We start from the raw sequence: 25,462 nt of genomic DNA on the forward strand, positions 1-25,462 counted from the left end.
GGTCCAGCGCGTACGACACAATGGGGCCCGTGACTCGTGTGGTGATCATCGGTGGCGGCCCCGGCGGGTACGAGTCGGCCCTGGTGGCCGCGCAGCTGGGGGCCGAGGTCGTCGTCGTCGACTCCGACGGGGTCGGCGGGTCGGCGGTGCTCACCGACTGCGTGCCGAGCAAGACGCTGATCGCCACCGCCGAGCTGATGAGCGACCTCGCCACCGCGCCGGAGCTGGGCATCGGCCTGGTCGACCCGCTGGCGCCGGAGTCCCAGGTCCGCATCGACCTGGCCCGGATCAACGCCCGGGTGCTCCGGCTCGCGGCCGAGCAGTCCGGTGACATCGGCAGGCGGCTGGAGCGCGAGGGTGTCCGGGTCGTGGTGGGGCGCGGTCGTCTCGACGGCCCCGAGCGGGTCGTGGTGACCGGGCCGGACGGCGAGGTCGAGGAGATCGACGCCGACGCCGTCCTGGTCGCGGTCGGCGCCGCGCCGCGGACGCTGCCGACCGCGGAACCCGACGGCGAGCGGATCCTGACCTGGGAGCAGGTCTACGACCTCACCGAGACCCCCGAGAAGCTGATCGTGGTCGGCTCCGGCGTCACCGGCGCCGAGTTCGCCAGCGCCTACCTCGCGCTCGGCATCGAGGTCGTCCTGGTCTCCTCGCGCGACCGGGTGCTGCCCGGCGAGGACGCCGACGCCGCCGAGGTGCTGGAGCAGGTGCTCACCCGGCGCGGCATGACCGTCATGGGCAAGTCCCGGATGGCGTCGGTGACCCGCGACGGCGACGTGGTCACCGTGACGCTGACCGACGGTCGCTCGGTGAGCGGGTCGCACTGCCTGCTGGCGCTCGGGTCGGTGCCGAACACCCGCGACCTCGGCCTGGAGTCGGCCGGCGTGGCCACCGACGAGGGCGGCTTCATCGCGGTGGACCGGGTCTCCCGCACCACCGCCCGGGGCGTGTACGCCGCCGGCGACTGCACCGGGGTGCTGATGCTCGCCTCGGTCGCGGCGATGCAGGGCCGGATCGCGATGTGGCACTTCCTCGGGGACGCGGTCGCGCCGCTGGACCTGAAGAAGGTCTCCTCCAACGTCTTCACCGCCCCCGAGATCGCCACCGTCGGCTGGTCCCAGCAGGCGGTGGACGCGGGGGAGATCCAGGCGGAGTCGGTGATGCTGCCGCTGGCCGGGAACCCGCGCGCCAAGATGCAGGGCGTCCGGGACGGCTTCGTGAAGCTGTTCTGCCGACCGGGCACCGGCATCGTCGTCGGCGGCGTGGTCGTCGGCCCGCGGGCGAGCGAGCTGATCCACCCGGTCTCGATCGCGGTCGCCGAGTCGCTGACCGCCGACCAGCTCGCGAACGCGTTCACCGTCTACCCGTCCAACAGCGGCTCGGTGGCGGAGGCCGCGCGCCGGCTGCACCGGGCCTGAGGCCGCCCGGGCGGGCGTGTGAACGACACTTCTGTAGTTCTCCGCCGCCCCTTCTCCGACCCGGAGGAGTTTCGGAAACCGTGCCTATGATGGCGAGGCTCGCCCGACCTCAACCGCCTCAGGAGCCACGTATGCGTACTCGGATCGCACTGGTGCTCACCGCTCTCACCGGCCTCCTGCTGGTCGCGTGCCCACCCGTGCACGCGGACGGCACCGACGGCGTGGACACGGACGCGGTCCCGGTCGCGGGCGCGCTCACGATCACCGGCAACGGGTTCGGGCACGGCCGCGGCCTGTCCCAGTACGGCGCCAACGGGGCCGCCAAGGCCGGCCTGGGCCCGGCTCAGATCCTGGCGTTCTACTACCCGGGCACCCGGCGGGCCCAGTTCTCCGCCCGGGTCCGGGTCTGGCTCACCGGCGACACCGACCGGTCCCTGGTCGTCCGGCCCGAGTCGGGTCTGAAGGTCGCCGACCTGCGCACCGGGCGCGCGTTCACGCTCCCCTCGATCAAGGTCGGGGCGAAGGCCTGGCGGCTCGCCGTCGTCAACGGCCGGAGCCGGGTCTTCTTCCTCAAGGCCGGGAAGTGGCACCTGCACCGGACAGCCGGACGCATCGCGCTGGCCGGCAACGGCGAGTTCCGCACCAAGGACGGCACCGTCACGGTCGCGTACGGCGGCGCGAACCACGTCTACCGCGGTCAGGTCCGGCTGACCGACGGACGCAGCGTCAACGTGCTCAGCCTGGACAACTACCTGCGCGGCGTCGTCGCCTCGGAGATGCCGTCCTCCTGGCACCCGAACGCGCTGCGCGCCCAGGCCGTCGCGGCGCGCACCTACGCCGCGTTCGAGCGCGCGGCCAACGTCAACCGCAGCTACCAGATCTGCGACACCTCGGCCTGCCAGGTCTACCGCGGCGTCGCCGCCGAGTACCCGAGCACCAACGCCGCGGTCGCCGCGACGGCCGGCTGGATCCTCACCGCGGGCGGGCAGCCGGCCTTCACCCAGTTCTCGGCGAGCAACGGCGGCTGGTCGGCGTACGGCGGCCGCAGCTACCTGCCGGCCCACCAGGACGCCTACGACCAGGCCTACCGCGGCTGGACCAGGTCCGTGACCGCCGCCGCGATCGAGAAGGCGTACCCCGCCCTCGGCACGCTGGTGTCCGCCCGGGTGACCGCGCGCGACGGCGCCGGCGAGTGGGGCGGCCGGGTCACCGCGGTCCTGCTGCACGGCTCCAAGAAGGACGTGACGATCTCCGGCGGGGACGTCCGCTCGCTGGCCGGTCTGCGGTCGGACTACTTCCGCTTCTCCTGAGCCGGTCTAGCCTTCGGGCATGACCCTCCCCGCACCCTCGCCCACGGGCGCCGTCCTCGTCACCGGAGCGTCCTCCGGCATCGGGGCCGAGCTCGCCCGTGACTTCGCCCGCCGCGGCCACCAGGTCGTCCTGGTCGCGCGCACCGAGTCCCGCCTGACCGCGCTCGCCGCGGAGCTGGGGGAGGGCGCGCACGTCCTCGCCGCGGACCTCTCCGACCGCGACCAGCGGGCGGCGCTCCCGGACCGGGTGGCGGCGCTCGGCCTGCACGTCGACGTGCTCGTCAACAACGCCGGCCTGTCCACGCTGGGGCCGGTGAGCGCCGCCGACCCGGCCGCGGAGATGAACATGGTCGAGGTCGACGTGGTGGCCGTGGTGGACCTGACGAGCCGGTTCCTGCCCGGCATGGTCGAGCGCGGCGCCGGCGGCGTCCTCAACGTGGCCTCGACGGCCGCCTTCCAGCCGCTGCCCGGGCAGGCCGGCTACGGCGCCGGCAAGGCGTTCGTGCTGAGCTACACCCAGAGCCTGTCCGGCGAGCTCCGCGGCTCCGGCGTCACCGCGACGGTGCTCTGCCCCGGCCCGGTGGACACCGGCTTCGGCGCGGCGGCCGGGTTCAGCAAGGAGGACGCCGAGAACGCGCTGCCCGCGTTCCTGTGGATCCCTGCGGACCAGGTCGCCCGGGAGGCCGTGGCCGGGTTCGCGAAGGGGCGGCTCGTGGTGATCCCCGGGGCCGGCAACAAGGCCGGCGCGGCCTTCGCGAAGCTCACCCCGAAGCGGCTGCTGATCCCGATCCTGGCGAAGAGCCACCCGGGCCTGCGCCAGGTCATGCCCTAGCCCTCGGGGATCGGGGCGATCGGCGGCCGGTGGCCGGCGTACTGGAACCGCGCCATCCGGTCGAGGGCCCGCTCCGCACGCCGGTCGAGCACCCCCCGGCCGCCGGGCAGACGCCCGACGACGTGGGTCCAGAAGACGTTCGCCGGCACCCGCAAGGCCGGGTACCAGGGCAACCGGGCGGGCTGCCCGACGTCGCGCATGCCGTAGCCGAGGTTGAGGTACGTCGCCATGCTCAGCGCGCGCTCGCGCTCGTAGCGGCGGCGCCAGGCCGGGATCCCCGGCGCGCGGTCGTGCATGTCGATCAGGCCCGCGCCGAGCAGCCGGCTGGACTCCTCCGGCGCGGAGAAGCCCGCGATCACGTTGCCCAGCACCCGGCGGCCGGCGCGCTCGGTGCGCGGCAGCCAACGCTCGTCGACCCCCATCAGCCAGCCGACGTAGGACCACAGGTGCATGATCGCGGCGGCGTCCCCGGCCGGGACCCGGATGCCGAGGCTGCGCGCCTGGAGCAGGAAGCTGGTGCTGAACGAGCCGATCGTGCCGGCGCGGTCGTGCTGGTTGATCGGCACGCCGCGGAACTCCCAGTCCCACGAGGGGTCGCGCTCGAGCTGGTAGTTCACGAAGGCGTGCATGGCGCGGACGTGCACGCTCAGCCGCCAGCCCTCGCCGTCGCGGCGCACCCCGCCCGGGGCGGTGCAGGCGAGCCACCACTGCCCGGTCTCGCCGACCCGCTGGAGGGTCTGCTCGCCGATCCGGCCGGTCCGCACCAGCGGCTGCAGGGCGCCGCCGCTGCGGTAGCCGCCGAGGAGGGAGCCGAAGGCGAGGATGTCGAACCCGTCCTTGCCGATCCGGCGGGCGGCCGCTCCGCCACGCTCGAGGAGCGCGTCGTCGACCCAGGCCGGCCGCTCCTCCACGTGCGCGAAGAAGTCGCGCAGCGCCGCGGGGGCGTCCTCGACGGCGTCGACGCCGTCGGCGAGCGCGGTCCGGAACTGCGGCATGGTCACGGCCTTGTCCTCGCGCACCGCGCGGACGAGAGCGTCGCCGGCCTCGTCGCGGCGCAGCAGGGCGGCTTTCAGGTCGGCGAGCTCCTCGCCCCGCATCCGCGCTCCCGGGCCGGCCAGGGCGAGCATCGGCCGGGCGAACCGCTCGGACCAGGCGGGCGCCGAGCCGAACCGCGTCGGGGTGGTGAGGGCTGCGTCGGTCGTCATGGATCCAGGCTAAAGTGAGTAAATGCTCAGGTTCCACTCGCGTTCCAGGACCATGTCGTGACCGCCGTACGCCGCCGCAAGCAGCCGGTCCAGGCCCGGTCGCGCGCGATGGTCGACCAGATCCTGGCCGCCGCCGTTCAGGTTCTCGGCGAAGTCGGCTACGGCCAGATGAGCACCAACCGGATCGCCGAGGAGGCCGAGGTCAGCGTCGGTTCGCTCTACCGCTACTTCGCCGACAAGGACGAGGTGTTCGCCGAGCTCCGGCAGCGGGTCACCGACGCGATCATGGCCGACCTCACCGACGCGATCACCGACGCGGCCGGCGTCCCGCCGGCCGAGGGGATCCGCTCGGTCGTGGCGACGCTGGTGTCCTCGCTGCAGCGGCACGAGGCGGTGATCCGGGCCCTGGTCAACGAGGTGCCGCTCGGCACCCAGTCCAACGTGCTGCCGGAGATCGAACGCGGCCTGGCCCAGTTCACCCGGATCTACGCGGTCCAGCAGGCCCGGCACCTGTCCCGCGCCGAGCTCGATGCCCGGATCTACCTCGCGATGGGGATCACCCTGAACAGCTGCCTGCGGATCGCCCTGGAGCGTCCCGCCGACCTCGACGAGGACCACCTCATCGACCTGGTCGCCGGGATGCTCGCGCTCGGGCTGGTGGCCCCTACTTGATCTCGCAGAGCACTTCGCCGTTGCCGACGGTCGCGCCGACCTCGGCCTTGAGCCCGGTGACCGTGCCGGCCTTGTGGGCCTTCAGCGGCTGCTCCATCTTCATGGCCTCGAGGACGACGACGACGTCGCCCTCAGCCACGGTCGCGCCCTCCTCGACGGCGACCTTGACGATGGTGCCCTGCATCGGGCTGGTGACCGCGTCGCCCGAGGCGGCGGCGCCGGCCTTCTTGCCCGCCGAGCGCTTCGGCTTCTTCGCTCCCGCGGCGGGACCCGCGCCGACCCCTGCGCCGATGCCGCCCAGGCCGGCCGGCAGGACGACCTCGAGGCGGCGGCCGCCGACCTCGACGGTCACCTTCTGGCGCTCGCCTGCCTCCTCGGCCTCGCCCGCCTCGCCGCCGTAGGGCTGGAGCTGGTTGTCGTAGTCGGTCTCGATCCAGGTGGTGTAGACGGTGAACTCGCCCTCGCCGGACGGGTTCGAGGCGCCGACGTAGGCCGGGTTGGTGATCACGTCCTGGTGGAACGGGATCACCGTCGGCATGCCGTCGACGACGAACTCGCCGAGCGCGCGGCGCGAGCGCTCCAGCGCCTGGGTGCGGTCACGGCCGGTGACGATCAGCTTGGCGATCAGCGAGTCGAACGAGCCCGGGACGGTCTCGCCCTTCTCGTAGCCGCCGTCGACGCGGATGCCCGGGCCTTGCGGCGGGTTCCACTCGGTGAGCGTGCCCGGCGCCGGCATGAAGTTGCGGCCGCCGTCCTCGGCGTTGATCCGGTACTCGATCGAGTGGCCGATGATCTCCGGGTCGTCGTACCCGAGCTCCTCGCCGGCGGCGATCCGGAACATCTCCCGGACCAGGTCGATGCCGGTGACCTCCTCGGAGACGCAGTGCTCGACCTGGAGGCGGGTGTTGACCTCGAGGAAGGAGATGGTGCCGTCCTTGGCGACCAGGAACTCGCAGGTCCCGGCGCCGACGTAGCCGGCCTCCTTGAGGATCGCCTTGGACGAGGTGTAGAGCCGCTCGACCTGCTCCTCGGTGAGGAACGGGGCCGGGGCCTCCTCGACGAGCTTCTGGTGCCGGCGCTGCAGCGAGCAGTCGCGGGTGGAGACCACGACGACGTTGCCGTGCTGGTCGGCCAGGCACTGGGTCTCGACGTGCCGCGGCTTGTCGAGGAACTTCTCGACCAGGCACTCGCCGCGGCCGAAGGCGCCGATCGCCTCGCGGGTCGCGGACTCGAACAGCTCGGGGATCTCCTCCAGCGTGCGCGCGACCTTGAGGCCGCGGCCGCCGCCGCCGAAGACCGCCTTGATGGCGACCGGCAGGCCGTACTCCTGGGCGAACGCGACGATCTCGTCGGCGTCCTTGACGGCGTCCTTGAGGCCCGGCGCGAGCGGGGCACCGGCGGCGAGCGCGATCTGCTTCGCCTTGGCCTTGTCGCCGAGGCCGTCGATCGCCTCGGGGGAGGGGCCGATCCAGATCAGGCCGGCGTCGATCACGGCCTGCGCGAACAGCGCGTTCTCGGCGAGGAAGCCGTAGCCGGGGTGCACCGAGTCGGCGCCGCTGGTCTTCGCGATGTCGATGATCTTCGCGATGTCCAGGTAGGTCTCGGCCGGGGTGGCCCCGCCCAGGGAGTACGCCTCGTCGGCGAGCCGGACGAACAGGGCGTCGCGGTCCGGGTCGGCGTAGACGGCGACGCTGCCGATGCCGGCGTCCTTGCAAGCCCGGATGACCCGGACGGCGATCTCGCCGCGGTTGGCGATCAGAACCTTCTGCAACGGGCGGATCTCGGGCACGCTCACTCCTGAAGTCAGTGGGATCTCGGGGAGTCTATTGGTCGGCCGGTCCGTCTCCGCCGCGGGTCCGCGTACCGGGCGCTACCGGTCGGTAGCGCGGTTCAGCTCCCGGGCTTGTAGACCATCAGGAAGACGATCGCGGCGAAGATCAGCCCGACCACGCCGCCGGAGGCCGCGACCCTGCCCTTGAGGTTGTCGACGGACTCGCCGGCACCGATCCGGGTGGTGGCCTGCTCCAGGGCGGGTGCGATCACGCCGAGGCCGAGCCCGACGGCGACGAGCCAGAGCAGCGCGGAGATCCAGATGTACGGGTCGCTGAAGGAGGCGACGTTCTCGTCCGGGTTCCACGGCGCCTTCGCCGACATCAGGCCGAAGCCGAAGACCACCACGAGCACGGACACGTACGAGTAGATCGTCACGGTCCGGGCCGACGAGGCGGTCGCGGAGGCGTCCGCGGTGCGCAGGCCGCGGGCCGCGGTGGTGGCCGCGTGGACCAGCGGGCCGATCGCGAAGATGGCGGTGAGCAGGTGCAGGGTCAGCAGGATCTTGAACACGGACGAAGGCTAACCCGTCGGTAGGGGTTAACAGACGTTAACTCGGCCGACTACGATGCCGCCATGAGCTTCGAGTTGTCCGCCGAGCACGAGCAGTTCCGACGTACCGTCCGCGACTTCGCGGAGAAGGAGATCGCCCCGCACGTCGACGCGTGGGACCGCGAGCACCACTTCCCGGTCGACGTCGTGCACCGGATGGGCGAGCTCGGCCTCTTCGGGCTCACCGCCCCGGAGGAGTACGGCGGCGCCGGCCTGACCGGCGAGGAGGGCGGGTTCACCAGCCTCTGCCTGGCGATCGAGGAGATCGGCCGCGTCGATCAGTCCATGGGCATCACGCTGGAGGCCGGGGTCGGCCTCGGCATCAACCCGATCCTCACCTACGGGACCGAGGAGCAGAAGCAGACCTGGCTGCCCGACCTGGTGGCCGGGAAGACGCTGGCCGCCTTCGGGCTCACCGAGCCGGGAGCGGGCTCCGACGCCGGCGCCACCCGGACGAAGGCCACCCTCGACCACGGCGAGTGGACCCTCGACGGCTCCAAGCAGTTCATCACCAACTCCGGTTCCTCGATCACCTCGGTCGTCGCCGTGACCGCGCGCACCGGCACGCTCACCACCGCGAGCGGCGAGGAGAAGGCGGAGATCTCCGCGCTCCTGGTCCCGGCGGGCACGCCCGGGTTCACCGCCGAGAAGGCCTACGACAAGCTCGGCTGGCACGCCTCCGACACGCACCCGCTCACCTTCGAGGGCGTCCGGCTGCCGGAGGAGAACCTGCTCGGCCAGCGCGGCCGCGGCTACGCCCAGTTCCTGGCCACCCTCGACGACGGCCGGGTCGCGATCGCCGCGCTCGCCGTCGGCTGCATCCAGGCCTGCCTCGACGAGTGCGTCCGGTACGCCGGCGAGCGCACCACCTTCGGGGTGCCGATCGGCCGCAAGCAGGGCGTCGCGTTCCAGATCGCCGACCTGCAGGTGATGCTCGAGGCCAGCCGGGTGCTGACGTACAAGGCGGCCGCGATGAAGGACGGCGGCGCCCCGGTGGCGCAGTTCAAGCAGGCCGCCTCGATCGCCAAGCTCTACGCCACCGAGTCCGCGGTCACCGCGACCCGGATCGCGACCCAGGTCTTCGGCGGCTACGGCTTCATGGAGGAGTACCTGGTCGCCCGGCTCTACCGCGACGCCAAGATCCTCGAGATCGGCGAGGGCACCTCCGAGGTCCAGCGGATGCTGATCGCGCGTGGCCTCGGGCTGCCGGTCGAGTAGCCGACGCGTCCCGGCCGGGAGCCGGTCAGGAAGTAGCCTGTCCCGCATGGCCGAACGACCCACGATCCCCTTCACCACCCCGTTCCCGGCGCCGGGAGAGGCCAAGTACGTGGCCGAGTCGCTCGCCTCCGGCCTGACCAGCGGCGACGGCCCGTTCACCCGCCAGGCCACCGAGCTGCTGGAGCCGCTCGTGGGCGGCGGGCGCTGCCTGCTCACCACCTCGTGCACCCACGCACTGGAGATGAGCGCCCTGCTGCTCGACATCCAGCCGGGTGACGAGGTCATCCTGCCGTCGTTCACCTTCGTCTCCACGGTGAACGCGTTCGTGCTCCGCGGTGCCGTCCCGGTCTTCGTCGACATCCGGCCGGACACCTTCAACCTGGACGAGACGCTGGTCGAGGCGGCGGTGACCGGGCGGACCCGCGCGATCGTGGTCGTCCACTACGGCGGGGTCGGCTGCGAGATGGACGTGATCGGCGAGGTGGCCCGTCGCCACGGGATCGCGGTCGTCGAGGACAACGCGCACGGCCTCGGCGGCCGTTACCGCGGTTCCGCGCTCGGCTCCCTCGGCGTGCTGGCGACGCAGAGCTTCCACGCCACCAAGAACATCTCCTGCGGCGAGGGCGGTGCCCTGGTCTCCAACGACCCCGTGCTCTTCGAGCGCGCCGAGATCATCCGCGAGAAGGGCACCAACCGGAGCCAGTTCTACCGCGGCATGGTGGACAAGTACCGCTGGATGGACGTCGGCTCGAGCTACCTGCCCTCCGACGTGCTCGCCGCGCTGCTGGTCGCCCAGCTGGAGCACTTCGACGCCATCCAGGCGCGCCGCCACGAGATCTGGTCGGCCTACGACCGCGACCTGGCGGACTGGCGTGCCGCGACCGGCTCGGTCGGCCAGTACGTCCCCGAGCACTGTGAGCACCCGGCGCACGTCTACGCGCTGCTGCTCCCCACCGCCGAGGACCGGACCGCGTTCATCGAGCACCTCGCCGCCGCCGGGATCGTCGCCCCGTTCCACTACGTCCCGCTGCACGACTCCCCGGTCGGCGCCCGGCTCGGCCGGGTCGGCGAGGGCGGCTGCGAGGTCACCGGCGACGTGTCCGCCCGGCTCGTGCGGCTGCCGCTCTTCGCCGGGCTCGGTGACGCCGACCTGGGCCGCGTCCTCGAGGCGATCACCGCCTTCGCGCCGAGCGCTTGAGGCCGGGCGCATGAGCTGGCAGGAGCTCACCGGCACCGGTCCGGTGCAGGTGCGGGCGTCCGCGGTCGAGTCCGACCGGTTCGGCGTGAGCGTCGACCGGGTCCTCGCGCCGCTGGACACACCGGACGGTCCCGCCGGTGTACTCGCGGCGGTGGCGGCCTCAGCCGCCGACGTCGTGGTGCTGCGCTACCCGACCGCGTGGGTCGGGCTCGCGGCCTCGTTGACGGGCCGTGACCTGGTGCCGGCCGACCAGCTCACCTACTGGCGGTTGCGCACGGGCTCCGGGCGCCGCCCGGCGCCGGACCCGGCGCTGGCGGTCGTGCCGGCGTCGGAGGAGGACGCCGCCGCACGGGACGCGCTCGTCGACGACCTGGTCGCCGACATCTTCACCGGCTACGGCAACCACTACTCCGCCAACCCGCTCTTCGACCCGGCGCTCGCCCTGGCCGGCTACCAGCAGTGGGCTCGCGGCTCGGCCGCTGCCGGGGGCGCGCTCGTGCTGCGCGACTCCGGCGGCCCGGTCGCGGTCGCGACCACCTCGACCGTCGACGACGTCGTCGAGATCGAGCTGGCCGGCACCCTCACGGCGCGGCAGGGGAGCGGGCTCTACCCGCACCTGCTCGCCGGCGTCGAGGACCTGGCCCTGGCCGCGGGAGCGATCGAGGTCCTGATCTCGACGCAGACGCACAACACCGGCGTGCAGCGTGCGTGGGCGCGGTACGGGTTCGAGCCGGTCGCGACCTTCTCGACCCTGCACCTGTTGAAGCCGGGCCTGATCGAGCGGGCCTGATCAGCCGGCGCTGACCCCGCCGTCGTCCGGGAGGTCCGGGTGGGCGTCCACGTCGGACCGCTCCCGCACCACGTACGACGGCCGCCCGGCGTTCGCCGAGTGGATCCGGCCGATGTACTCGCCGAGGACGCCGATCGCGACCATCTGCGCGCTGGAGAAGATCGCCACCATCGAGGCCAGCGTCGTGAATCCGGCCACCTGGATCTGGTCGGAGAAGTACTCGTAGAGGATCACGGTCAGCAGTGCGACGCCGAGCAGGCCGCAGGCGATGCCGAGGTAGATCACGAAGCGCAGCGGGGCCGTCGAGTAGCCGATCACCATGTTGAGCGCGTGCCGGACGAGGAGCTTCGGCGTGTAGTTGGAGGTGCCCTCCTCGCGCTCGGCCATCTCGATGGTGACGCTGGCGGCCCGCGTGGTCGCCCAGGAGAGCGCGACGTCGAGGTTGACGTCCGGGGTGCCGAGCCCCTCGAACGCGTCGCGCAGGTAGGTGTGGAACGCCCGGAACGCGCTGATCTGGCTGGCGCCGTCGATCTTCATGCCGGCTCCCATCGCGCTCTTGACCGAGCGGGAGGCCAGGCTGCGCAGGTAGCCGTGCTCCTCGAGCCGCGGGACGCCGTACACGAGCTCGACGTCGGCGGAGAGCGCGGCGAGCAGGGCCGGGATCTCCTCGGGGAGGTGCTGCAGGTCGTCGTCCATCGTGACCGTGGTCGCGTGCCGGGCGAGCCGGATGCCGGCGAGCAGCGCGTTGTGCTGGCCGTAGTTGCGGGAGAGCCGCACGGCGCGCACCCCGGGGAGGGTGTCGGCCAGTCCGGCGGCGACCTCCCAGGTGTTGTCCGGGCTCCCGTCGACGACGAGGATCACCTCGTGCGCCAGGCCCTGTGCGGTCAGCACGTCGACGATCCGGGGGACCAGGCGGGGCAGGGTGGCCGCAGAGCGGTAGCAGGGGATCACGACGGAGATCGACATTGGCGAGATTCTTCCACGGATGACTAGGGTGATCGCGTTATGGCTCATGTGAACCAGGCGTCTTCGTCGTCCATCGCCCAGCCCGACTACTGGTGGTACCGGGCGCGGTCCGAGCTCCTCCGCACGATCCTGCAACCGTGGATCGGGACCCCCGAGCGGGTCCTCGACGTGGGCAGCGCCGACGGGCCGAGCGTGTCCTGGATGCGCGAGCACGGGCACCGGGTGGCCCTGGACGTCGACCTCGACGCGCTCTCCCCGGGCGACGTCTGCGGTTCGGCGATGGAGCTCCCGTTCTCCGACGAGACCTTCGACGTGGTCGCGGCCTTCGACGTGGTCGAGCACTGCGAGCCGGAGTCGAAGGCGGTATCCGAGCTCGCCCGGGTGCTTCGTCCGGGGGGCCGGATGTTCCTCGCGGTGCCGGCGTACCAGTGGGCCTGGACCCAGTTCGACGTCGACGCGGGCCACTACCGCCGCTACACCCGCAAGCGGCTGACCGCTGCGGTGGCCGCCACCGGGCTGACGGTGGAGCGGAGCACCTACATGTTCGCCGGGACGCTGCCGATGTTCAGCGCGGAGCGGGTGCTCCGCAAGCTGCGGAAGGCGTCCGCCGAGCCGGACACCAGCCTGCCCGAGGTGGCGCCGGCGGTGGAGAAGGTCCTGATGGGCCTGTGCCGCTGGGACCAGCGGGTGCTGCGGCGGCGCGACCTGCCCTTCGGCTCCTCGGTCGTGCTGGTCGCGACGAAACCCTCCTGAGGACCCTCCTCAGGAGCCGGCGCGGTCAGCGCAGCTCGAAGACCGTGTAGACGCCGGAGCGGAAGCGCCGGGTGGCGTGCTCCTTCAGCCCGTCGATGTCGACGGGGAAGCGGCGGTCGACCAGCAGCCAGCTGACGCCGTACTTGTCCCGCAGCGCGCCGAGCGTCTCCGGTCCGGGGTGGAGGAACGCGGCGTCGTTCAGCGCGAGCCGCTTCGGGTCCCAGAACGGACCGGTGGTGGTGTTCTCGTCGGCCGGCGCCGGCAGGCCGACGCTCGAGCGGGAGACGTAGGACCAGCCCTCGACGAGGAACTGGCGCTCGCCGTACCCGGCCATCCAGAACGCGCGCGGGACGCAGGTCGGCGTGTTCACCCACTGGCAGTGGGCGTTGGTCGCCACGACCGTGTCGACCGCGGTGTGGTCGCGGAGCCAGCGAGCCGCCTGGATGCCGCCGCGGCCGATGAGGGTGGAGCCCTTCCCGAGGTCCTCGGTGCCGCGGACGTCGGTGACCACGTCGGGCAGGGTCCGCACCGTCGGGGCGAGACCGGCGCCGGCCAGGGTGAGCACGAGCACCGGAAGGACCAGGGCCGAGACCGGCGTCGCGCCGAGGCGGGACCGCCAGCCGCGGAGCACCCCCCAGGCGACCAGCCCGCAGAGGGCCAGCGTGACCAGCATCGGGACCACGAACCAGCGCAGGACGAACACCCCCGCCGAGGACGAGTCGTCGAGCTCCGGTGCCAGCGAGGTCAGGTCCAGCCCGATCACCACCAGGGTCACCACGCAGCCCGCGACGAAGGCGGTCGCCCCGACGCGGAGCACGAGCCGGCCCGGCAGGTCGTGCACCAGGTGGTGCAGGCCGAGCACGCCGCCGAGCAGGATCGGCAGGAAGACGACGTAGACGAAGTAGTACTCCGAGCTGGAGCTCTGGTGGAAGGTCAGCCCGGCGCCGAGCCCGGCCAGGCAGGTGACCACCAGGAAGACGTGGTCGGCACGGCGCCAGCCGGCGCGGGCGAGCAGGGCCAGGGTGCCGGCGCCGGTGGACAGGTAGCCGAGGAACGAGAGCGCGGCGATCGCCGCGGCCCAGCGGGGCAGGTCCCCGTGCTGGCTCGTGAAGGCGAACGGGTCGACCGCGAGGCCGTGGTTGCCCGGACCGAAGAAGAAGGTCTTGCCCCCGTAGAAGGTGATCAGCGCCAGCGCCGCGAGGCCCGTCGCGACCTTGTCGACGCGCCGCTGCAGGCAGGAGGTGAGGACCGCGGCGGCGACGAGACCGGCGAGCAGCGTCGGCAGGGACGTCGACTTCGCCCCGATCATCGCGACCATGCTCAGCCCGGCCAGGACCCAGACCGGCCAGTCCCGCAGGCGACCGCGGAGGATCTCCAGGCACAGCAGGAGACCGAGCAGGAGGGCCGCGTTCACGAACCCGGCACTCGGCGAGGCGATCAGGCGGCTGGCCAGGAGGCGCTCCCCACCGCCGTTGCTCCAGCCCGAGAAGTCGATCGGTGCGATCAGGATCGCGCCGGCCGCCACCAGGCCGGTCCACCGGGCGCCGGTGAGCCGGACGGCCACGTGGGCGAGGCCGAGCACGACGAACAGGAAGAGCGCCGGCAGGGTCATCGTCCGCAGGAGCACGATCGGCTCCACGCCGCTCACCCAGGACGCCGCCGCGACGTGCAGGTGGCTCAGCCAGTGGTAGTCCAGCGGGGTGTCGGCGACGTACGTCACCCGCTGGGGGAAGAAGTGCTTCAGGCCGGTGGCGAGGCTCAGGTGGAACGGTTCGTCCACGTACGCGCGCCGCAGCGACTCGTCGGTCTGCGGCGCCGGCCACCAGGTATGACGGGCGAACCAGATCACCGTCGGCGCCATCAGGGCGGCGACGCCCCAGGACCACCACGCCGGCATCGGCATCCTCGTCGGCCGCCACAACCTGCGTCCGCCCGCGCTGGTCAGCGTGACCAGCAGCATGACCAGCGGCCAGGCCAGGTACAGGCGCGGCGCGCCGACGGCCAGGCAGGCGAGGTACACCGGGAACTCGACGACGTACCCGACCAGTGCGCCGACAGCCAGGTCCTCCGCCAGCGGACGCGGCCCGAGGCGCCGGCCCACGAAGCGCCAGATCAGGGTCCCCGGGAGCACCAGCCACCCGACGAGGTAGGCCCCGAACAGCGCGATGTCGCGGAACGCGACCTCGGCGGCGACGTTCAGCAGGACGGCGGTCAGGCCGACGACCACCGCGGCCGGGACCCAGCCCGACCGCAGCAGCGTCTTCAGGGGCGAGCGGTCGCTCACGCGGCCTCCTGGTGGCGGTGGAAGGAGAAGAACAGGTGGCCGAAGTAGGTCCCGACCACGATCACGCCGAGCGCGATCACCTGAGCCAGCACGACCGGCGCCCCCACCACCTCGACCAGCAGGGTGAGCAGGACCGCGTTGGTCCCGAGCGCGGTGAGCTGCACCAGGACGAAGCGGGCCAGGTCCTTCGCGACCTGGCCCTCGACCCGGAAGACGAACAGCCGCTGCGTGGTGAACGCCACCACGATGCCGACCGCGTACGACGCCAGCAGGACCACCAGGTAGGGAACCTGATCGCCGAGCAGCGCGTGGAAGGCCACGAAGAGGAACAGCCCGAACACGGTGTTGAACCCCCCGACCACGAGGAACCGGAACTCGCGCGAACCGACCAGTGCGCGAAGTCGTCGGAGTGCCGAACCGTCGGTGTCGGCGGCGGGTTCGGGCATGGGGTTTCTCAGTCCTGGTGGGTCGGGGAGCAGCCGTGCGCAGGGCGCGGAGCGACCGCCCGGAATCCGGATCCGGGCGAACGGCTCTGAGACTATAGTCCGCGTCGTGACCTCCTCCCCGCCGGCGCCCAGCGCGTCCGAGCCCAGCGCGCCGGAGCACCTGATCTCGGTCGTGATCCCGGTCTACGAGGGGGAGGGGTGCCTCGCGGCGACCGTCGAGGACCTGGTCGCGCACACCGCGGTGACGACCACGGAGGGCGGGCTGCGCTACCGGGTCGGCGAGGTGCTGCTGGTCCACGACGGCGGTAGCGACGACTCGCCGCGGGTGATCCGCGAGCTCGCGGCCCGCCACGACTTCATCCGTCCCGTCTGGCTGAGCCGGAACTTCGGCCAGCACGCCGCGACCCTGGCCGGGATGGCGTCGGCCGGCGGCGAGTGGATCGTGACGATGGACGAGGACGGCCAGCACGACCCGGCGTTCCTCGGAGCGCTGCTGGACACCGCGGTCACCGAGGGCGCGCGGGTGGTCTACGGCCGCGACGCGCACCCGCCGCGCTCGGTCGGCCGGATGTCCGGTGTCGTGGCTCGTCGGGCCGTCAATGCGCTCAGCGGCGGTCCGGACGCCTCCCTGTTCGGCAGCTACCGGCTCGTCCTGGGCGAGGTCGGCCGCGGGGTCGCCGCGTACGCCGGCTCGGGGGTGTACCTCGACATCGCGCTCGGCTGGGTGGTCGGCAGTGCGGCCTCCACGCCGGTGACGATGCGGGCGGACCGGGACCACCGCTGGGGCTACTCGCTGCGCCGCTCGGTCACCGACTTCCTGCGGATGGTGCTCACCGGCGGGACCCGCGGCCTGCGCATCGTCAGCCTGCTCGGGCTCATCCTGGCCGCGCTCGGCCTGCTCGCCGCGGTCGGCCTCGTCGTCCGCCAGCTGGTCGACGAGGCGCCGGTGCAGGGCTGGACCTCGCTCGCGGTGGTCATCCTGATCAGCTCCGGCGCGATCATCCTCACCCTCGGGGTGATCGCCGAGTACATCGGCGTGACCGTGAACATGGCGCTCGGCAAGCCGCTCTACGTCGCCACCCAGGACCCGGCGGAGGGACCACTCGGTCGTGACGCCGCCCGGTGAGCCCCTCGGGGGCCGCCGCGCGCCGACCTGGGTCGTCGGAGCGCGCGGCCTGCTCGGCAACGCCGTGCGGCAGGCCGTCACCGCGGCCGGGGACGAGGTCCGGCCGGCGTCCGTTCCCTGGTCGGACCCGGAGGCGGCGGTCGAGGCGCTGCTGAGCCAGGCCGACGCCCTGCCGGACGACGGTTGGCGGCTGGCGTGGTGCGCCGGGTCCGGCGTGGTCGCCAGTACCCCGGACCAGTTCGAGCAGGAGCTGGCCGTGCTGGCCGCCTTCCTGGAGCGCTGGCAGCCCCGTGCCGAACCGGCTCGCCGGGCGGTCTTCATGGCCTCGTCGGCGGGCGGGGTGTACGCCGGGTCCAGCGGTCCGCCGTTCACCGAGAGCACCGAGCCGGTCCCGATCTCGCCGTACGGGCACGCGAAGCTGCGTGCCGAGGCGCTGTTCCGGGCGTTCGCCGAGCGGACCGGGACCCCGCTGCTGGTCGGCCGGATCGCGAACCTGTACGGCCCCGGGCAGGACCTGGGCAAGGGGCAGGGCCTGATCTCGCTGCTCTGCGAGGCGCACCTGCGGCGCCGCCCGCTCTCGGTGTACGTGCCTCTCGACACGATGCGCGACTACCTCTACGTGACCGACGCCGCGGCCACGGTCGTCGCCTGCCTCGACCGGCTCGGCGAGACCGGCGGGACGCACGTCCGGATCCTCGCCAGCGGCCGCTCGGTGACGGTCGGGCAGATCCTGGGCGAGCTCCGCCGGGTCTCGCGACGTCGACCCCCGATGATCCTCGGCAGCTCGCCCGTGGCACGCTTCCAGGTACCCGACCTGCGGCTCCGGCCGGAGGTGTGGCCTAGCCTGGACCGGCACGCGTCGACGCCGTTGGCTGTCGGGATCGCGTCATGCTTGGCCGCCGTGGAGGCTAGTCTGCGATCTCCTCTGGAACACAGCACCTGATAGAAGGCAGTGAATGAAGCTCTTGGTCACCGGTGGCGCCGGTTTCATCGGCAGTCACTACGTCCGCACGTTGCTCACCGGGGCCTGGGGTCTCGAGGAGCCGACCGAGGTCGTCATGCTCGACGCCTTCACCTACGCGGGCAACCGGGAGAACCTCACCCCCGTCGCCGACGACCCGCGCCTGCGCGTCGTCGAGGGCGACATCCTCGACCGGGAGCTCGTCGACAAGCTGATGGGCGAGGTCGACGCGGTCGTGCACTTCGCCGCGGAGAGCCACGTGGATCGTTCGATCCTCGGCGCCCGCGACTTCGTGATGACCAACGTGGTCGGCACCCAGACGCTGCTCGACGCGGCGCTGACCGTCGGCGTCGACAAGTTCGTGCACGTCTCGACCGACGAGGTCTACGGCTCGATCGAGGAGGGCAGCTGGGACGAGCAGGAGCCGCTGCTCCCGAACTCGCCGTACTCGGCGTCCAAGGCCTCCAGCGACCTGCTGGCGCGTGCCTACCACCGCACCCACGGCGTCCCCGTCTGCATCACCCGCTGCTCGAACAACTACGGGCCGTACCAGTTCCCCGAGAAGGTCATCCCGCTGTTCGTGACCAACCTGATCGACGGCAAGAACGTGCCCCTGTACGGCGAGGGCACGAACGTGCGCGACTGGCTGCACGTCGACGACCACTGCCGCGGCATCCACCTGGTCCTGACGAAGGGCCGGATCGGCGAGACCTACAACATCGGCGGCGGGACCGAGCTGACCAACAAGGAGCTCACCGGGCTCCTCCTCGAGGCCACCGGCGCCGGCTGGGACCGGGTCGACCGGGTCCAGGACCGGCTCGGCCACGACCTGCGCTACTCGGTGGACATCTCCAAGATCAACGCGGAGCTGGGCTACAGCCCGCAGGTCCCGTTCGAGCAGGGCCTGGCCGACACCGTCGCGTGGTACCGGGACAACCGCGACTGGTGGGAACCGCTCAAGGCTCGCGCGGCCCTGGGGCACTGAGCACGCGATGTCGAGGCGCCTGCAGAGGCTGACCGGGGAGGTCATCCGTTTCTCGGCGGTGAACATCGTCGCCACCGGCGTCTCGCTCGTCCTGTTCAACGCCCTCGTCCACGGCGTCAAGGGCTGGTTCGGCGGCCCGATGCACGGGCACCCGCTCACCGGTTACCTGCTGGCCAACTCGGTCGGCATGCTGGTCAGCTTCTACGGCAGCCGCTACTACGCGTTCCGGCACCGGCACGCCGCCGGCCCCGGTGGCGGGCTGGTGGCGTACGTGATCGTGAACTTCGCCTCGTTCACGATCCCGATCAGCATCCTGTGGGTCAGCCGGAACGTGTTCGGCTGGGACACCATCTACGCCGACAACATCGCCGGCAACGTGATCGGCGCGGTCCTCGGCATGCTGTTCCGGTTCTGGGCCTTCCGGAAGTTCGTCTTCACCGGCCAGCAGGTCCTGCCGGTGGCCGCGACCGTCGAGAACCCGCCGGAGCACAAGTCCGGCTCGCTGCAGCCCGCCGAGGACGTGCCCTCCGGCGAGCTCTGAGCCCGGCCGGGTCGGCTCAGCGGTAGTCGTCCGACTCCAGCAGCCGGAGCAGGTACTTGCCGTAGCCGGACTTCTCCAGGCGCTGGCCGCGCTCGCGCAGCTCGTCGTCGGAGAGGAAACCCTGCCGCCAGGCGACCTCCTCGGGGGCGCCGATCTTGAGGCCCTGGCGGTTCTCGATGGTGCGGATGAAGTTGCCCGCGTCGTTGAGGTCGTCGAACGTGCCGGTGTCGAGCCAGGCGGTGCCGCGCTCGAGGATCTGCACGTGCAGCCGGCCCTGGTCGAGGTAGGTGCGGTTGACGTCGGTGATCTCGTACTCGCCCCGCGCCGACGGCTTCAGGTGCTTCGCGATGTCCACCACGGTGTTGTCGTAGAAGTACAGGCCGGGCACGGCGTAGTGGCTGCGCGGCTTCTCCGGCTTCTCCTCCAGGGAGATCGCCTTGCGGTTCTCGTCGAACTCGACGACGCCGTACGCCGACGGCTCGGCCACCCAGTAGGCGAAGACGGTGGCGCCGTCGACGTCCTGGATCTCCTTGAAGTTCCGGCCGAACGACGGGCCGTGGAAGAGGTTGTCGCCGAGCGCGAGGGCGACCGAGTCGGACCCGATGAACTCCTCGCCGATGGTGAACGCCTGGGCCAGGCCCTCGGGCTTCGGCTGCTGCGCGTAGGTCAGGTTGATGCCGAAGGCGCTGCCGTCGCCGAGCAGCTCCTGGAAGCGGCCGGTGTCGGTCGGGGTGGTGATGACGAGGATGTCCCGGATGCCGGCCATCATCAGCGTCGACAGCGGGTAGTAGATCATCGGCTTGTCGTAGACCGGGACCAGCTGCTTGCTGGTGACGAGGGTGATCGGGTGAAGTCGGGAGCCGGTCCCTCCGGCCAGGATGATTCCGCGCATGGGCCGTATCTTGCCGTGTCCGCGAGCAGGTTTTCGCAGGACCCCGGGATTCAGGACCAGAACTCGTGCCAGACGAAGCCGAGCTCGTCGAACATCAGCCGCAGCAGCGGCACCGAGATGCCCACCACGTTGTGCGGGTCGCCCGTGATCCCACTCACGAACGCGGCGCCGCGGCCGTCCAGCGTGAACGCGCCGGCCACCCGCAACGGCTCCCCGGTGGCGACGTAGGCCTCGATCTCCTCGTCGCTGACGGCCGCGAAGCGGACCTGGGTGGCCGCGGAGCGGCCCAGCCAGACCTCGCGGTGGGTGTCGATCACGCAGTGCCCCGTGTGCAGCACGCCGGCCTTGCCGCGCATCCGCTGCCAGCGGGCGACCGCGTCGGCCTCGTCGCGCGGCTTGCCGAAGATCTCGCCCTCGAACTCCAGCACCGAGTCGCAGCCGATGACGAGCGCGCGCGGCTGGTCGGCCGCGACCGCGACGGCCTTGAGCTCGGCGAGCTTGAGGGCCAGCGACGCGGCGTCCGCGGCCTCGACGGCGTCCTCGTCGACCCCGCTGACGACGACCTCCGGCTCGATCCCGGCGGCGCGCAGGGTCGCCAGCCGGGCAGGGCTCGCCGAGGCGAGGATCAGGCGGGCAGGAGGAGCCATGGCGGGCACCCCTGAGTTCTAGCGGGGCAGCCCGCTGGAGCGCCAGCCGCCACGCCCGTGCGGGTGCGCGGGACGCATCCGGGCGGCGTTCGCGGCCCACGCGGGCACCGGCTTCCTCGCGGCCGGCGCCGCGCCGCCCAGCGCGGAGAAGACGGCCACGATCGCCGCGATCTCCTCGGGCGTCGCGTCCGGGTTCACGACGCGGAGGACCGGCGCCTGCGACTCGGTGCCGGTCACAGCGGGATGTTCCCGTGCTTCTTCGGCGGCAGCGTCTCGCGCTTGGTGGCGAGCAGGCGCAGCGCCTTGACGACCTCGGCGCGGGTCTCGTGCGGGGCGATGACGGCGTCGATGTAGCCGCGCTCCGCCGCGACGTACGGGTTGGCGAGGGTGTCCTCGTACTCCTGGATCAGCTCGGCGCGCTTCGCCTCGACGTCACCGCCGGCGGCCTCGACCTTGGCCAGCGTCTTGCGGTGCACGATGTTGGCCGCGCCCTGCGCGCCCATGACCGCGATCTGGCCGGTCGGCCAGGACAGGTTGATGTCCGCGCCGAGGTGCTTGGACCCCATCACGTCGTACGCGCCGCCGTAGGCCTTGCGGGTGATGATCGTGACCAGCGGGACGGTCGCCTCGGCGTAGGCGTAGATCAGCTTGGCGCCGCGGCGGATGATGCCGTTCCACTCCTGGTCGGTGCCCGGCAGGAATCCCGGCACGTCGACGAAGGTGAGCACCGGGATGTTGAACGCGTCGCAGGTCCGCACGAAGCGGGCGGCCTTCTCGGAGGCGTCGATGTCCAGGGTGCCGGCGAACTGCATCGGCTGGTTCGCGACCACGCCGACCGACTTCCCCTCGACCCGGCCGTAGCCGACGATGATGTTCGGCGCGAACAGCGGCATGACCTCGAGGAACTCGCCGTCGTCGACGACGGACTCGATCACGGTGTGCATGTCGTACGGCTGGTTCGGCGAGTCCGGGATCAGGGTGTCCAGCGCCAGGTCGGTGTCGTTGACGGTGAGGTCGGCGACCTCGTCGAACGACGGCACCTCGTCCATGTTGTTCTGCGGCAGGTAGGAGAGCAGCGCCTTGGTGTACTCCAGCGCGTCGTCCTCGTCGGCACCCATGTAGTGGGCGTTGCCGGACTTGGTGTTGTGCGCCCGGGCGCCACCGAGGTCCTCCATCGTGACGTCCTCGCCGGTGACGGTCTTGATGACGTCCGGTCCGGTGATGAACATCGCCGAGGTCTGGTCGACCATGATCGTGAAGTCGGTGACCGCGGGGGAGTAGACGTGGCCGCCGGCGCAGTTGCCCATGATCAGGCTGATCTGCGGGATGACGCCCGAGGCGTGCACGTTGCGGCGGAAGATCTCGCCGTACAGGCCGAGCGAGACGACGCCCTCCTGGATGCGGGCTCCGGCGCCCTCGTTGATGCCGATGATCGGGCAGCCGGTCTTCATGGCCAGGTCCATCACCTTGGTGATCTTCTCGCCGTAGACCTCGCCGAGGGAGCCGCCGAAGACCGTGAAGTCCTGCGAGAAGACGCAGACCTGGCGGCCGTCGACAGTGCCGTAGCCGGTGATGACGCCGTCGCCGTACGGCCGGTTCTTCTCCAGGCCGAACGCGACCGACCGGTGCCGGGCGAGCTCGTCGAGCTCGACGAAGGAGCCCTCGTCGAAGAGCGCCTCGATGCGCTCGCGGGCGGTCTTCTTGCCCTTCGCGTGCTGCTTCTCGATGGCCTTCGCGGAACCCGCGTGAACGGCCTCGTCGATGCGACGCTCCAGGTCGGCGAGCTTGCCCGCCGTGGTGTGCACGTCGATGTCGGTCGGCAGGTCGGTGCCCTCGCCGGGGTGTGCGCTCACGCTTGTCGACTCCTTCTCAGGGGTGGAACAGAGGTGGATCCTGGGCCAATCTAGTGGGTATGCCGACTCCCCAGACCGCGTGGTCACCCCTCGAACCCCAGGCCCTCTCGACCGTGGCCGGACCGGCGTGGTCGGTCACCCTGCTGGAGAACGCGACCTCCACGAACGCGGTCGCCGCCGAGAACCCGGTCGCCGGGACGATCGTGGTCGCCGACCACCAGACCGCCGGCCGCGGCCGCCTGGACCGCAGCTGGGAGACGCCACCGGGAACCGCGCTCACGTTCTCCGCGGTCGTCGACCCCCGCCTCGACGACGCCGACTGGCCGCTGCTCCCGCTCGCGGTGGCGCTCGCCGTCGCCGAAGGGGTACGCCGCGCGACCGGGGTCGACGTCGCCCTGAAGTGGCCCAACGACCTGCTCCTCGACGACCTCAAGGTCGCCGGGATCCTGCTCGAACGGGTGCAGCCGGCCGGGGGCAGGCCGCTCGCGGTCGTCGGGATCGGGATCAACGTCGGGATGGCCGCGCACGAGCTGCCGGTCCCGACGGCCACCTCGCTCGCGCTGGCCGGGGCCGACGTCGACCGGACCGCCGTCTTCGGCGCGGTGGCCCAGGCGCTGGGGGCCGAGCTGGCCGAGCTCAGCGCCGGTCCCGCGGCGGTCCTGGACCGCTACCGGGCCGCCTGCAGCACCGTCGGCCGGACCGTGCGGGTCGACCTCCCGGACGGCACCTCGTTCACCGGGGCGGCCGAGGCGGTCGACGACCGCGGCCGGCTGGTCGTCGACGGCCGTGTCGTCGGCGCCGGCGACGTGGTCCACGTCCGGGTCACCGACGGCGCCCCGTGAGCCCGGCGCCGTGACATGATCGCCCCGTGGCGATCAATCCGAAGTACCTGAACCCCGGCGAGCAGGTCGTCTGGTCCACCCGCACCCACGTCAAGGCGCTCGTGATGCCGGTGCTGGTCCTGCTCGTCACCGTCGGGTTCGCCGGCTACCTGTCCAGCCTCCCGGACGACAACAAGCCCACCTGGTTCGGGATCATCTGGGGCGTCACGATCCTGGTGAACATCATCTGGGGCCTGATCCCGTTCCTGAACTGGTTCGGCTCGACGTACACGGTCACCGACCGGCGGCTCACCACCCACAAGGGCGTGCTGACCCGCTCGGGCCACGACATCCCGCTGACCCGGATCAGCGACGTGTCGTACCAGAAGGGCGTCCTGGACCGGATCCTCGGCTGCGGCACGCTGATCGTCTCCGACGCCAGCGAGCAGGGCCGGGTCGAGCTTCCGGACGTGCCGAACGTGGAGAAGCGTCAGCTCGCCCTCTCCGACCTGCTCTTCCACGGCTCCAAGGCCGATGACGGGAGCTGAACCCGGGCCTGACTCCCGGACGTCCGTCCCCGGGGACCCGAGCGTCGCGGACCTGAAGTACGCCATCCTCGGCGACGTCCCGACGCTGCGCGGCGCCGAGGTCGCGGCCGCCACCGGGGTCCCGCTCGAGGACGCCCGCCGGCTCTGGCGTGCGCTCGGCTTCCCCGACACCGTCAACGAGGCCGCCTTCACCACGACCGACCGGGACGCGCTCGCCCGGGTGGCCGAGGCCGCCACGGACGCCCAGATCGGCATCGACACGATGGTCCGGGTGGTGCGGGCCGTCGGGCACACGATGTCCCGGCTCGCCGACTGGGAGGTCGCCACCCTCTCCGACGCGGTCGACGACTTCGCCTCCGCGACCGCGGCCAGCCCGGACGCGCTGCGCACCGGCTTCGGCCTGGTGGAGAAGCTCGGCCCGCACTTCGACGCACTGCTCGTCTACGCCTGGCGCCGGCACCTCGCCGCCGCCGTCGAGCGGGTCGAGATCCTCGGCTCCGGCGAGGAGGACACCCACGTCGCGCAGGCGACCGTCGGCTTCGCCGACCTGGTCCAGTTCAGCGCGCTGTCCAACGAGCTCGCCGAGAACGAGATCGGCGACCTCGTGGAGGTCTTCGAGTCGCGCTGCTCCGACGTCATCGCCGACCACCACGGGCGGGTCATCAAGACCCTCGGCGACTCGGTGCTCTTCCTCGAGTCCGACCCGGTCCAGGCGATCGACATCGCCCTCGACATCATCGCGGTGATCGGCCGCGACGAACGGCTCCCGGACGTCCGGCTCGGCCTGGCCACCGGCCCGGTCGTGCTCCGGATGGGGGACGTCTACGGCCCGCCGGTCAACCTCGCCGCCCGCTTCACCGCCGTCGCCCGTCGCAACCGGGTGATCATCGACGAGCGCACCGCCGAGCTGCTCCCGCCCGAGGACTTCGAGACCCGCCCGCTGCCGGCCCGCCCGATCCGCGGGTTCGGCGACCTGGAGCCGGTGACGGTGCGCCGGACCCGCCCGAGGCACTGAGGCCCGTCGCTGGGCCCGTCAGAGGATCCCGGCCTCCACGGCGGGCTCCCGGTACGCCGCCGCCAGCGACGCCGCGGTCTCGTGGGCGTTCAGGCCGGACGGGTTCGGCACGACCCAGAGAGTGGCGCCGGCGAACGGCTCGGGCTGGCGGCCGGGCTTGGCGCCCCGGAACCCGAACGCGCTCCGGTACGCCGTGATCCCCGCGATCGCGACGACCGCCGGACGGTGCTCCGCCACGAACGCGCGCAGGTTCTCCCCGCCCTCGCGCAGCTCCGCGGCGGAGAGCTCGTCGGCCCGGGCGGTGGCGCGCCGGACCAGGTTGGTGAGACCGAGGCCGCGGCCGGTGAAGTGCTCCCGGTCCTCCGCGGTCATCCCGGCGGAGGGGCTGATCGGGCGGGTGATGATCCCGGCGGCGAGCAGCGCCGGGTAGAACCGGTTCGCCGGGTGCGCGAAGTGGGTCTGCACGGCCGCGGTCCACAGGCCCGGGTTGATCCCGACGAAGAGCAGGCGCAGGTCGTCGCCGTACAGGTCGGGGACCTCGGTGTCGCGGAAGGAGTCGAGCTGCTCCCGGGTGAAGCGCTGCATCCGCAGAGGATAGG

The 25,462-nt window shown here is 72.1% G+C and carries 26 protein-coding genes; 15 read left to right on the plus strand and 11 right to left on the minus strand.

All coding sequences use genetic code 11. The features are described from left to right. The first annotated feature begins 29 nt into the window (after positions 1-29). The 3 genes from AB4Y76_RS04770 to AB4Y76_RS04780 all read left to right on the plus strand — a co-directional run bounded on the left by AB4Y76_RS04770 (position 30) and on the right by AB4Y76_RS04780 (position 3,560). Positions 30-1,418: an NAD(P)H-quinone dehydrogenase gene (locus AB4Y76_RS04770; protein ID WP_441922661.1), complete on the plus strand. Its 1,389-nt coding sequence runs from the start codon at positions 30-32 to the stop codon at positions 1,416-1,418. Positions 1,419-1,549: 131 nt separating this feature from the next. After that, positions 1,550-2,728, plus strand: coding sequence for a SpoIID/LytB domain-containing protein (locus tag AB4Y76_RS04775; protein ID WP_441922663.1), 1,179 nt, complete (start codon positions 1,550-1,552; stop codon positions 2,726-2,728). A gap of 19 nt (positions 2,729-2,747) precedes the next feature. Then, entirely contained in the window at positions 2,748-3,560 is an 813-nt protein-coding gene (locus AB4Y76_RS04780) for an SDR family NAD(P)-dependent oxidoreductase (RefSeq protein WP_441922665.1), read from the plus strand. Here AB4Y76_RS04780 and AB4Y76_RS04785 read toward each other — a convergent pair. Further along, the gene (locus AB4Y76_RS04785) at positions 3,557-4,765 is read right to left on the minus strand and encodes an oxygenase MpaB family protein (RefSeq protein WP_441922667.1); all 1,209 of its coding nucleotides are present in this window, start codon (positions 4,763-4,765) and stop codon (positions 3,557-3,559) included. The two genes, AB4Y76_RS04780 and AB4Y76_RS04785, sit on opposite strands and share 4 nt — an antisense overlap. Positions 4,766-4,822: 57 nt before the next feature. On the opposite strand from AB4Y76_RS04785, the gene AB4Y76_RS04790 reads away from it, so the two are divergent. Further along, positions 4,823-5,437: a TetR/AcrR family transcriptional regulator gene (locus AB4Y76_RS04790; RefSeq protein WP_441922669.1), complete on the plus strand. Its 615-nt coding sequence runs from the start codon at positions 4,823-4,825 to the stop codon at positions 5,435-5,437. On the opposite strand, the gene AB4Y76_RS04795 is transcribed toward AB4Y76_RS04790, so the two are convergent. Further along, positions 5,430-7,226 carry an acetyl/propionyl/methylcrotonyl-CoA carboxylase subunit alpha gene (locus tag AB4Y76_RS04795; RefSeq protein ID WP_441922671.1) on the minus strand — a complete coding sequence of 599 codons (1,797 nt, stop codon included), beginning with the start codon at positions 7,224-7,226 and terminating at the stop codon, positions 5,430-5,432. The genes AB4Y76_RS04790 and AB4Y76_RS04795 overlap by 8 nt on opposite strands. 101 nt (positions 7,227-7,327) lie before the next feature. After that, the gene (locus AB4Y76_RS04800; RefSeq protein WP_441922673.1) at positions 7,328-7,780 is read right to left on the minus strand and encodes a hypothetical protein; all 453 of its coding nucleotides are present in this window, start codon (positions 7,778-7,780) and stop codon (positions 7,328-7,330) included. 63 nt (positions 7,781-7,843) lie between these two features. Between AB4Y76_RS04800 and AB4Y76_RS04805 the strand changes: the two genes are divergently transcribed. The 3 genes from AB4Y76_RS04805 to AB4Y76_RS04815 are packed head-to-tail and all read left to right on the plus strand — an operon-like array spanning position 7,844 to position 11,025. Beyond that, entirely contained in the window at positions 7,844-9,037 is a 1,194-nt protein-coding gene (locus AB4Y76_RS04805) for an acyl-CoA dehydrogenase family protein (RefSeq protein ID WP_441922675.1), read from the plus strand. Between the two features lie 46 nt (positions 9,038-9,083). Further along, positions 9,084-10,235 carry a dTDP-4-amino-4,6-dideoxygalactose transaminase gene (gene rffA / locus AB4Y76_RS04810; protein ID WP_441922677.1) on the plus strand — a complete coding sequence of 384 codons (1,152 nt, stop codon included), beginning with the start codon at positions 9,084-9,086 and terminating at the stop codon, positions 10,233-10,235. A gap of 10 nt (positions 10,236-10,245) precedes the next feature. Beyond that, complete coding sequence (locus tag AB4Y76_RS04815; RefSeq protein ID WP_441922679.1) at positions 10,246-11,025, plus strand: GNAT family N-acetyltransferase; 780 nt, start codon at positions 10,246-10,248, stop codon at positions 11,023-11,025. On the opposite strand, the gene AB4Y76_RS04820 is transcribed toward AB4Y76_RS04815, so the two are convergent. Continuing rightward, positions 11,026-11,991 carry a glycosyltransferase family 2 protein gene (locus AB4Y76_RS04820; RefSeq protein WP_441922681.1) on the minus strand — a complete coding sequence of 322 codons (966 nt, stop codon included), beginning with the start codon at positions 11,989-11,991 and terminating at the stop codon, positions 11,026-11,028. A 39-nt stretch (positions 11,992-12,030) separates the two neighbouring features. On the opposite strand from AB4Y76_RS04820, the gene AB4Y76_RS04825 reads away from it, so the two are divergent. Then, the gene (locus AB4Y76_RS04825; protein WP_441922683.1) at positions 12,031-12,744 is read left to right on the plus strand and encodes a class I SAM-dependent methyltransferase; all 714 of its coding nucleotides are present in this window, start codon (positions 12,031-12,033) and stop codon (positions 12,742-12,744) included. Between the two features lie 25 nt (positions 12,745-12,769). On the opposite strand, the gene AB4Y76_RS04830 is transcribed toward AB4Y76_RS04825, so the two are convergent. Beyond that, the gene (locus tag AB4Y76_RS04830) at positions 12,770-15,028 is read right to left on the minus strand and encodes a hypothetical protein (protein WP_441922685.1); all 2,259 of its coding nucleotides are present in this window, start codon (positions 15,026-15,028) and stop codon (positions 12,770-12,772) included. Continuing rightward, positions 15,025-15,474 carry a GtrA family protein gene (locus tag AB4Y76_RS04835; RefSeq protein WP_441922687.1) on the minus strand — a complete coding sequence of 150 codons (450 nt, stop codon included), beginning with the start codon at positions 15,472-15,474 and terminating at the stop codon, positions 15,025-15,027. Before AB4Y76_RS04835 ends, AB4Y76_RS04830 begins: the two co-directional genes overlap by 4 nt. Before the next feature lie 106 nt (positions 15,475-15,580). On the opposite strand from AB4Y76_RS04835, the gene AB4Y76_RS04840 reads away from it, so the two are divergent. The 4 genes from AB4Y76_RS04840 to AB4Y76_RS04855 are packed head-to-tail and all read left to right on the plus strand — an operon-like array spanning position 15,581 to position 19,087. Continuing rightward, positions 15,581-16,600 carry a glycosyltransferase gene (locus tag AB4Y76_RS04840; protein ID WP_441922689.1) on the plus strand — a complete coding sequence of 340 codons (1,020 nt, stop codon included), beginning with the start codon at positions 15,581-15,583 and terminating at the stop codon, positions 16,598-16,600. Continuing rightward, the gene (locus tag AB4Y76_RS04845) at positions 16,584-17,543 is read left to right on the plus strand and encodes an NAD-dependent epimerase/dehydratase family protein (protein WP_441922691.1); all 960 of its coding nucleotides are present in this window, start codon (positions 16,584-16,586) and stop codon (positions 17,541-17,543) included. Before AB4Y76_RS04840 ends, AB4Y76_RS04845 begins: the two co-directional genes overlap by 17 nt. A gap of 13 nt (positions 17,544-17,556) precedes the next feature. After that, positions 17,557-18,546, plus strand: a complete 990-nt coding sequence (rfbB, locus tag AB4Y76_RS04850; RefSeq protein ID WP_441922693.1) for a dTDP-glucose 4,6-dehydratase — start codon at positions 17,557-17,559, stop codon at positions 18,544-18,546. 7 nt (positions 18,547-18,553) lie between these two features. Then, entirely contained in the window at positions 18,554-19,087 is a 534-nt protein-coding gene (locus AB4Y76_RS04855) for a GtrA family protein (RefSeq protein ID WP_441922695.1), read from the plus strand. A 16-nt stretch (positions 19,088-19,103) separates the two neighbouring features. Here the strand turns inward: AB4Y76_RS04855 and rfbA are convergent, their stop codons facing one another. The 4 genes from rfbA to AB4Y76_RS04875 are packed head-to-tail and all read right to left on the minus strand — an operon-like array spanning position 19,104 to position 22,449. Then, entirely contained in the window at positions 19,104-19,979 is an 876-nt protein-coding gene (rfbA, locus tag AB4Y76_RS04860; RefSeq protein WP_441922697.1) for a glucose-1-phosphate thymidylyltransferase RfbA, read from the minus strand. A gap of 50 nt (positions 19,980-20,029) precedes the next feature. Beyond that, the gene (locus tag AB4Y76_RS04865) at positions 20,030-20,626 is read right to left on the minus strand and encodes a Maf family protein (protein WP_441922699.1); all 597 of its coding nucleotides are present in this window, start codon (positions 20,624-20,626) and stop codon (positions 20,030-20,032) included. Positions 20,627-20,644: 18 nt separating this feature from the next. Beyond that, positions 20,645-20,863, minus strand: coding sequence for an acyl-CoA carboxylase subunit epsilon (locus AB4Y76_RS04870; protein WP_441922701.1), 219 nt, complete (start codon positions 20,861-20,863; stop codon positions 20,645-20,647). Further along, positions 20,860-22,449 (minus strand): acyl-CoA carboxylase subunit beta, encoded by a 1,590-nt coding sequence (locus AB4Y76_RS04875; protein WP_441922898.1) that lies wholly within the window; start codon positions 22,447-22,449, stop codon positions 20,860-20,862. Before AB4Y76_RS04875 ends, AB4Y76_RS04870 begins: the two co-directional genes overlap by 4 nt. A gap of 89 nt (positions 22,450-22,538) precedes the next feature. Between AB4Y76_RS04875 and AB4Y76_RS04880 the strand changes: the two genes are divergently transcribed. Genes AB4Y76_RS04880 through AB4Y76_RS04890 form a run of 3 tightly spaced genes read left to right on the plus strand, consistent with a single transcriptional unit; the run spans position 22,539 to position 24,863 of the window. After that, the gene (locus AB4Y76_RS04880; RefSeq protein WP_441922703.1) at positions 22,539-23,321 is read left to right on the plus strand and encodes a biotin--[acetyl-CoA-carboxylase] ligase; all 783 of its coding nucleotides are present in this window, start codon (positions 22,539-22,541) and stop codon (positions 23,319-23,321) included. 26 nt (positions 23,322-23,347) lie between these two features. Then, the gene (locus AB4Y76_RS04885; protein WP_441922705.1) at positions 23,348-23,848 is read left to right on the plus strand and encodes a PH domain-containing protein; all 501 of its coding nucleotides are present in this window, start codon (positions 23,348-23,350) and stop codon (positions 23,846-23,848) included. Beyond that, on the plus strand, positions 23,835-24,863 hold the full coding sequence (locus tag AB4Y76_RS04890) for an adenylate/guanylate cyclase domain-containing protein (RefSeq protein WP_441922707.1): 1,029 nt from the start codon (positions 23,835-23,837) through the stop codon (positions 24,861-24,863). The genes AB4Y76_RS04885 and AB4Y76_RS04890 overlap by 14 nt, the downstream gene beginning before the upstream one ends. Before the next feature lie 18 nt (positions 24,864-24,881). On the opposite strand, the gene AB4Y76_RS04895 is transcribed toward AB4Y76_RS04890, so the two are convergent. Next, positions 24,882-25,448, minus strand: a complete 567-nt coding sequence (locus tag AB4Y76_RS04895; protein ID WP_441922709.1) for a mismatch-specific DNA-glycosylase — start codon at positions 25,446-25,448, stop codon at positions 24,882-24,884. Positions 25,449-25,462: the final 14 nt, after the last annotated feature.

This window comes from Marmoricola sp. RAF53, from assembly GCF_052114005.1.
Classification (GTDB): domain Bacteria; phylum Actinomycetota; class Actinomycetes; order Propionibacteriales; family Nocardioidaceae; genus Marmoricola.

Bases quoted from the DNA above. Each gene is read 5' to 3' on its own strand.
- AB4Y76_RS04775 (WP_441922663.1), top strand. From the start codon at position 1,550: ATGCGTACTCGGATCGCACTGGTGCTCACCGCTCTCACCGGCCTCCTG.
- AB4Y76_RS04780 (WP_441922665.1), top strand. From the start codon at position 2,748: ATGACCCTCCCCGCACCCTCGCCCACGGGCGCCGTCCTCGTCACCGGA.
- AB4Y76_RS04785 (WP_441922667.1), bottom strand. From the start codon at position 4,765: ATGACGACCGACGCAGCCCTCACCACCCCGACGCGGTTCGGCTCGGCG.
- AB4Y76_RS04805 (WP_441922675.1), top strand. From the start codon at position 7,844: ATGAGCTTCGAGTTGTCCGCCGAGCACGAGCAGTTCCGACGTACCGTC.
- rffA (WP_441922677.1), top strand. From the start codon at position 9,084: ATGGCCGAACGACCCACGATCCCCTTCACCACCCCGTTCCCGGCGCCG.
- AB4Y76_RS04815 (WP_441922679.1), top strand. From the start codon at position 10,246: ATGAGCTGGCAGGAGCTCACCGGCACCGGTCCGGTGCAGGTGCGGGCG.
- AB4Y76_RS04820 (WP_441922681.1), bottom strand. From the start codon at position 11,991: ATGTCGATCTCCGTCGTGATCCCCTGCTACCGCTCTGCGGCCACCCTG.
- AB4Y76_RS04825 (WP_441922683.1), top strand. From the start codon at position 12,031: ATGGCTCATGTGAACCAGGCGTCTTCGTCGTCCATCGCCCAGCCCGAC.
- AB4Y76_RS04835 (WP_441922687.1), bottom strand. From the start codon at position 15,474: ATGCCCGAACCCGCCGCCGACACCGACGGTTCGGCACTCCGACGACTT.
- rfbB (WP_441922693.1), top strand. From the start codon at position 17,557: ATGAAGCTCTTGGTCACCGGTGGCGCCGGTTTCATCGGCAGTCACTAC.
- AB4Y76_RS04855 (WP_441922695.1), top strand. From the start codon at position 18,554: ATGTCGAGGCGCCTGCAGAGGCTGACCGGGGAGGTCATCCGTTTCTCG.
- rfbA (WP_441922697.1), bottom strand. From the start codon at position 19,979: ATGCGCGGAATCATCCTGGCCGGAGGGACCGGCTCCCGACTTCACCCG.
- AB4Y76_RS04865 (WP_441922699.1), bottom strand. From the start codon at position 20,626: ATGGCTCCTCCTGCCCGCCTGATCCTCGCCTCGGCGAGCCCTGCCCGG.
- AB4Y76_RS04880 (WP_441922703.1), top strand. From the start codon at position 22,539: ATGCCGACTCCCCAGACCGCGTGGTCACCCCTCGAACCCCAGGCCCTC.
- AB4Y76_RS04890 (WP_441922707.1), top strand. From the start codon at position 23,835: ATGACGGGAGCTGAACCCGGGCCTGACTCCCGGACGTCCGTCCCCGGG.
- AB4Y76_RS04895 (WP_441922709.1), bottom strand. From the start codon at position 25,448: ATGCAGCGCTTCACCCGGGAGCAGCTCGACTCCTTCCGCGACACCGAG.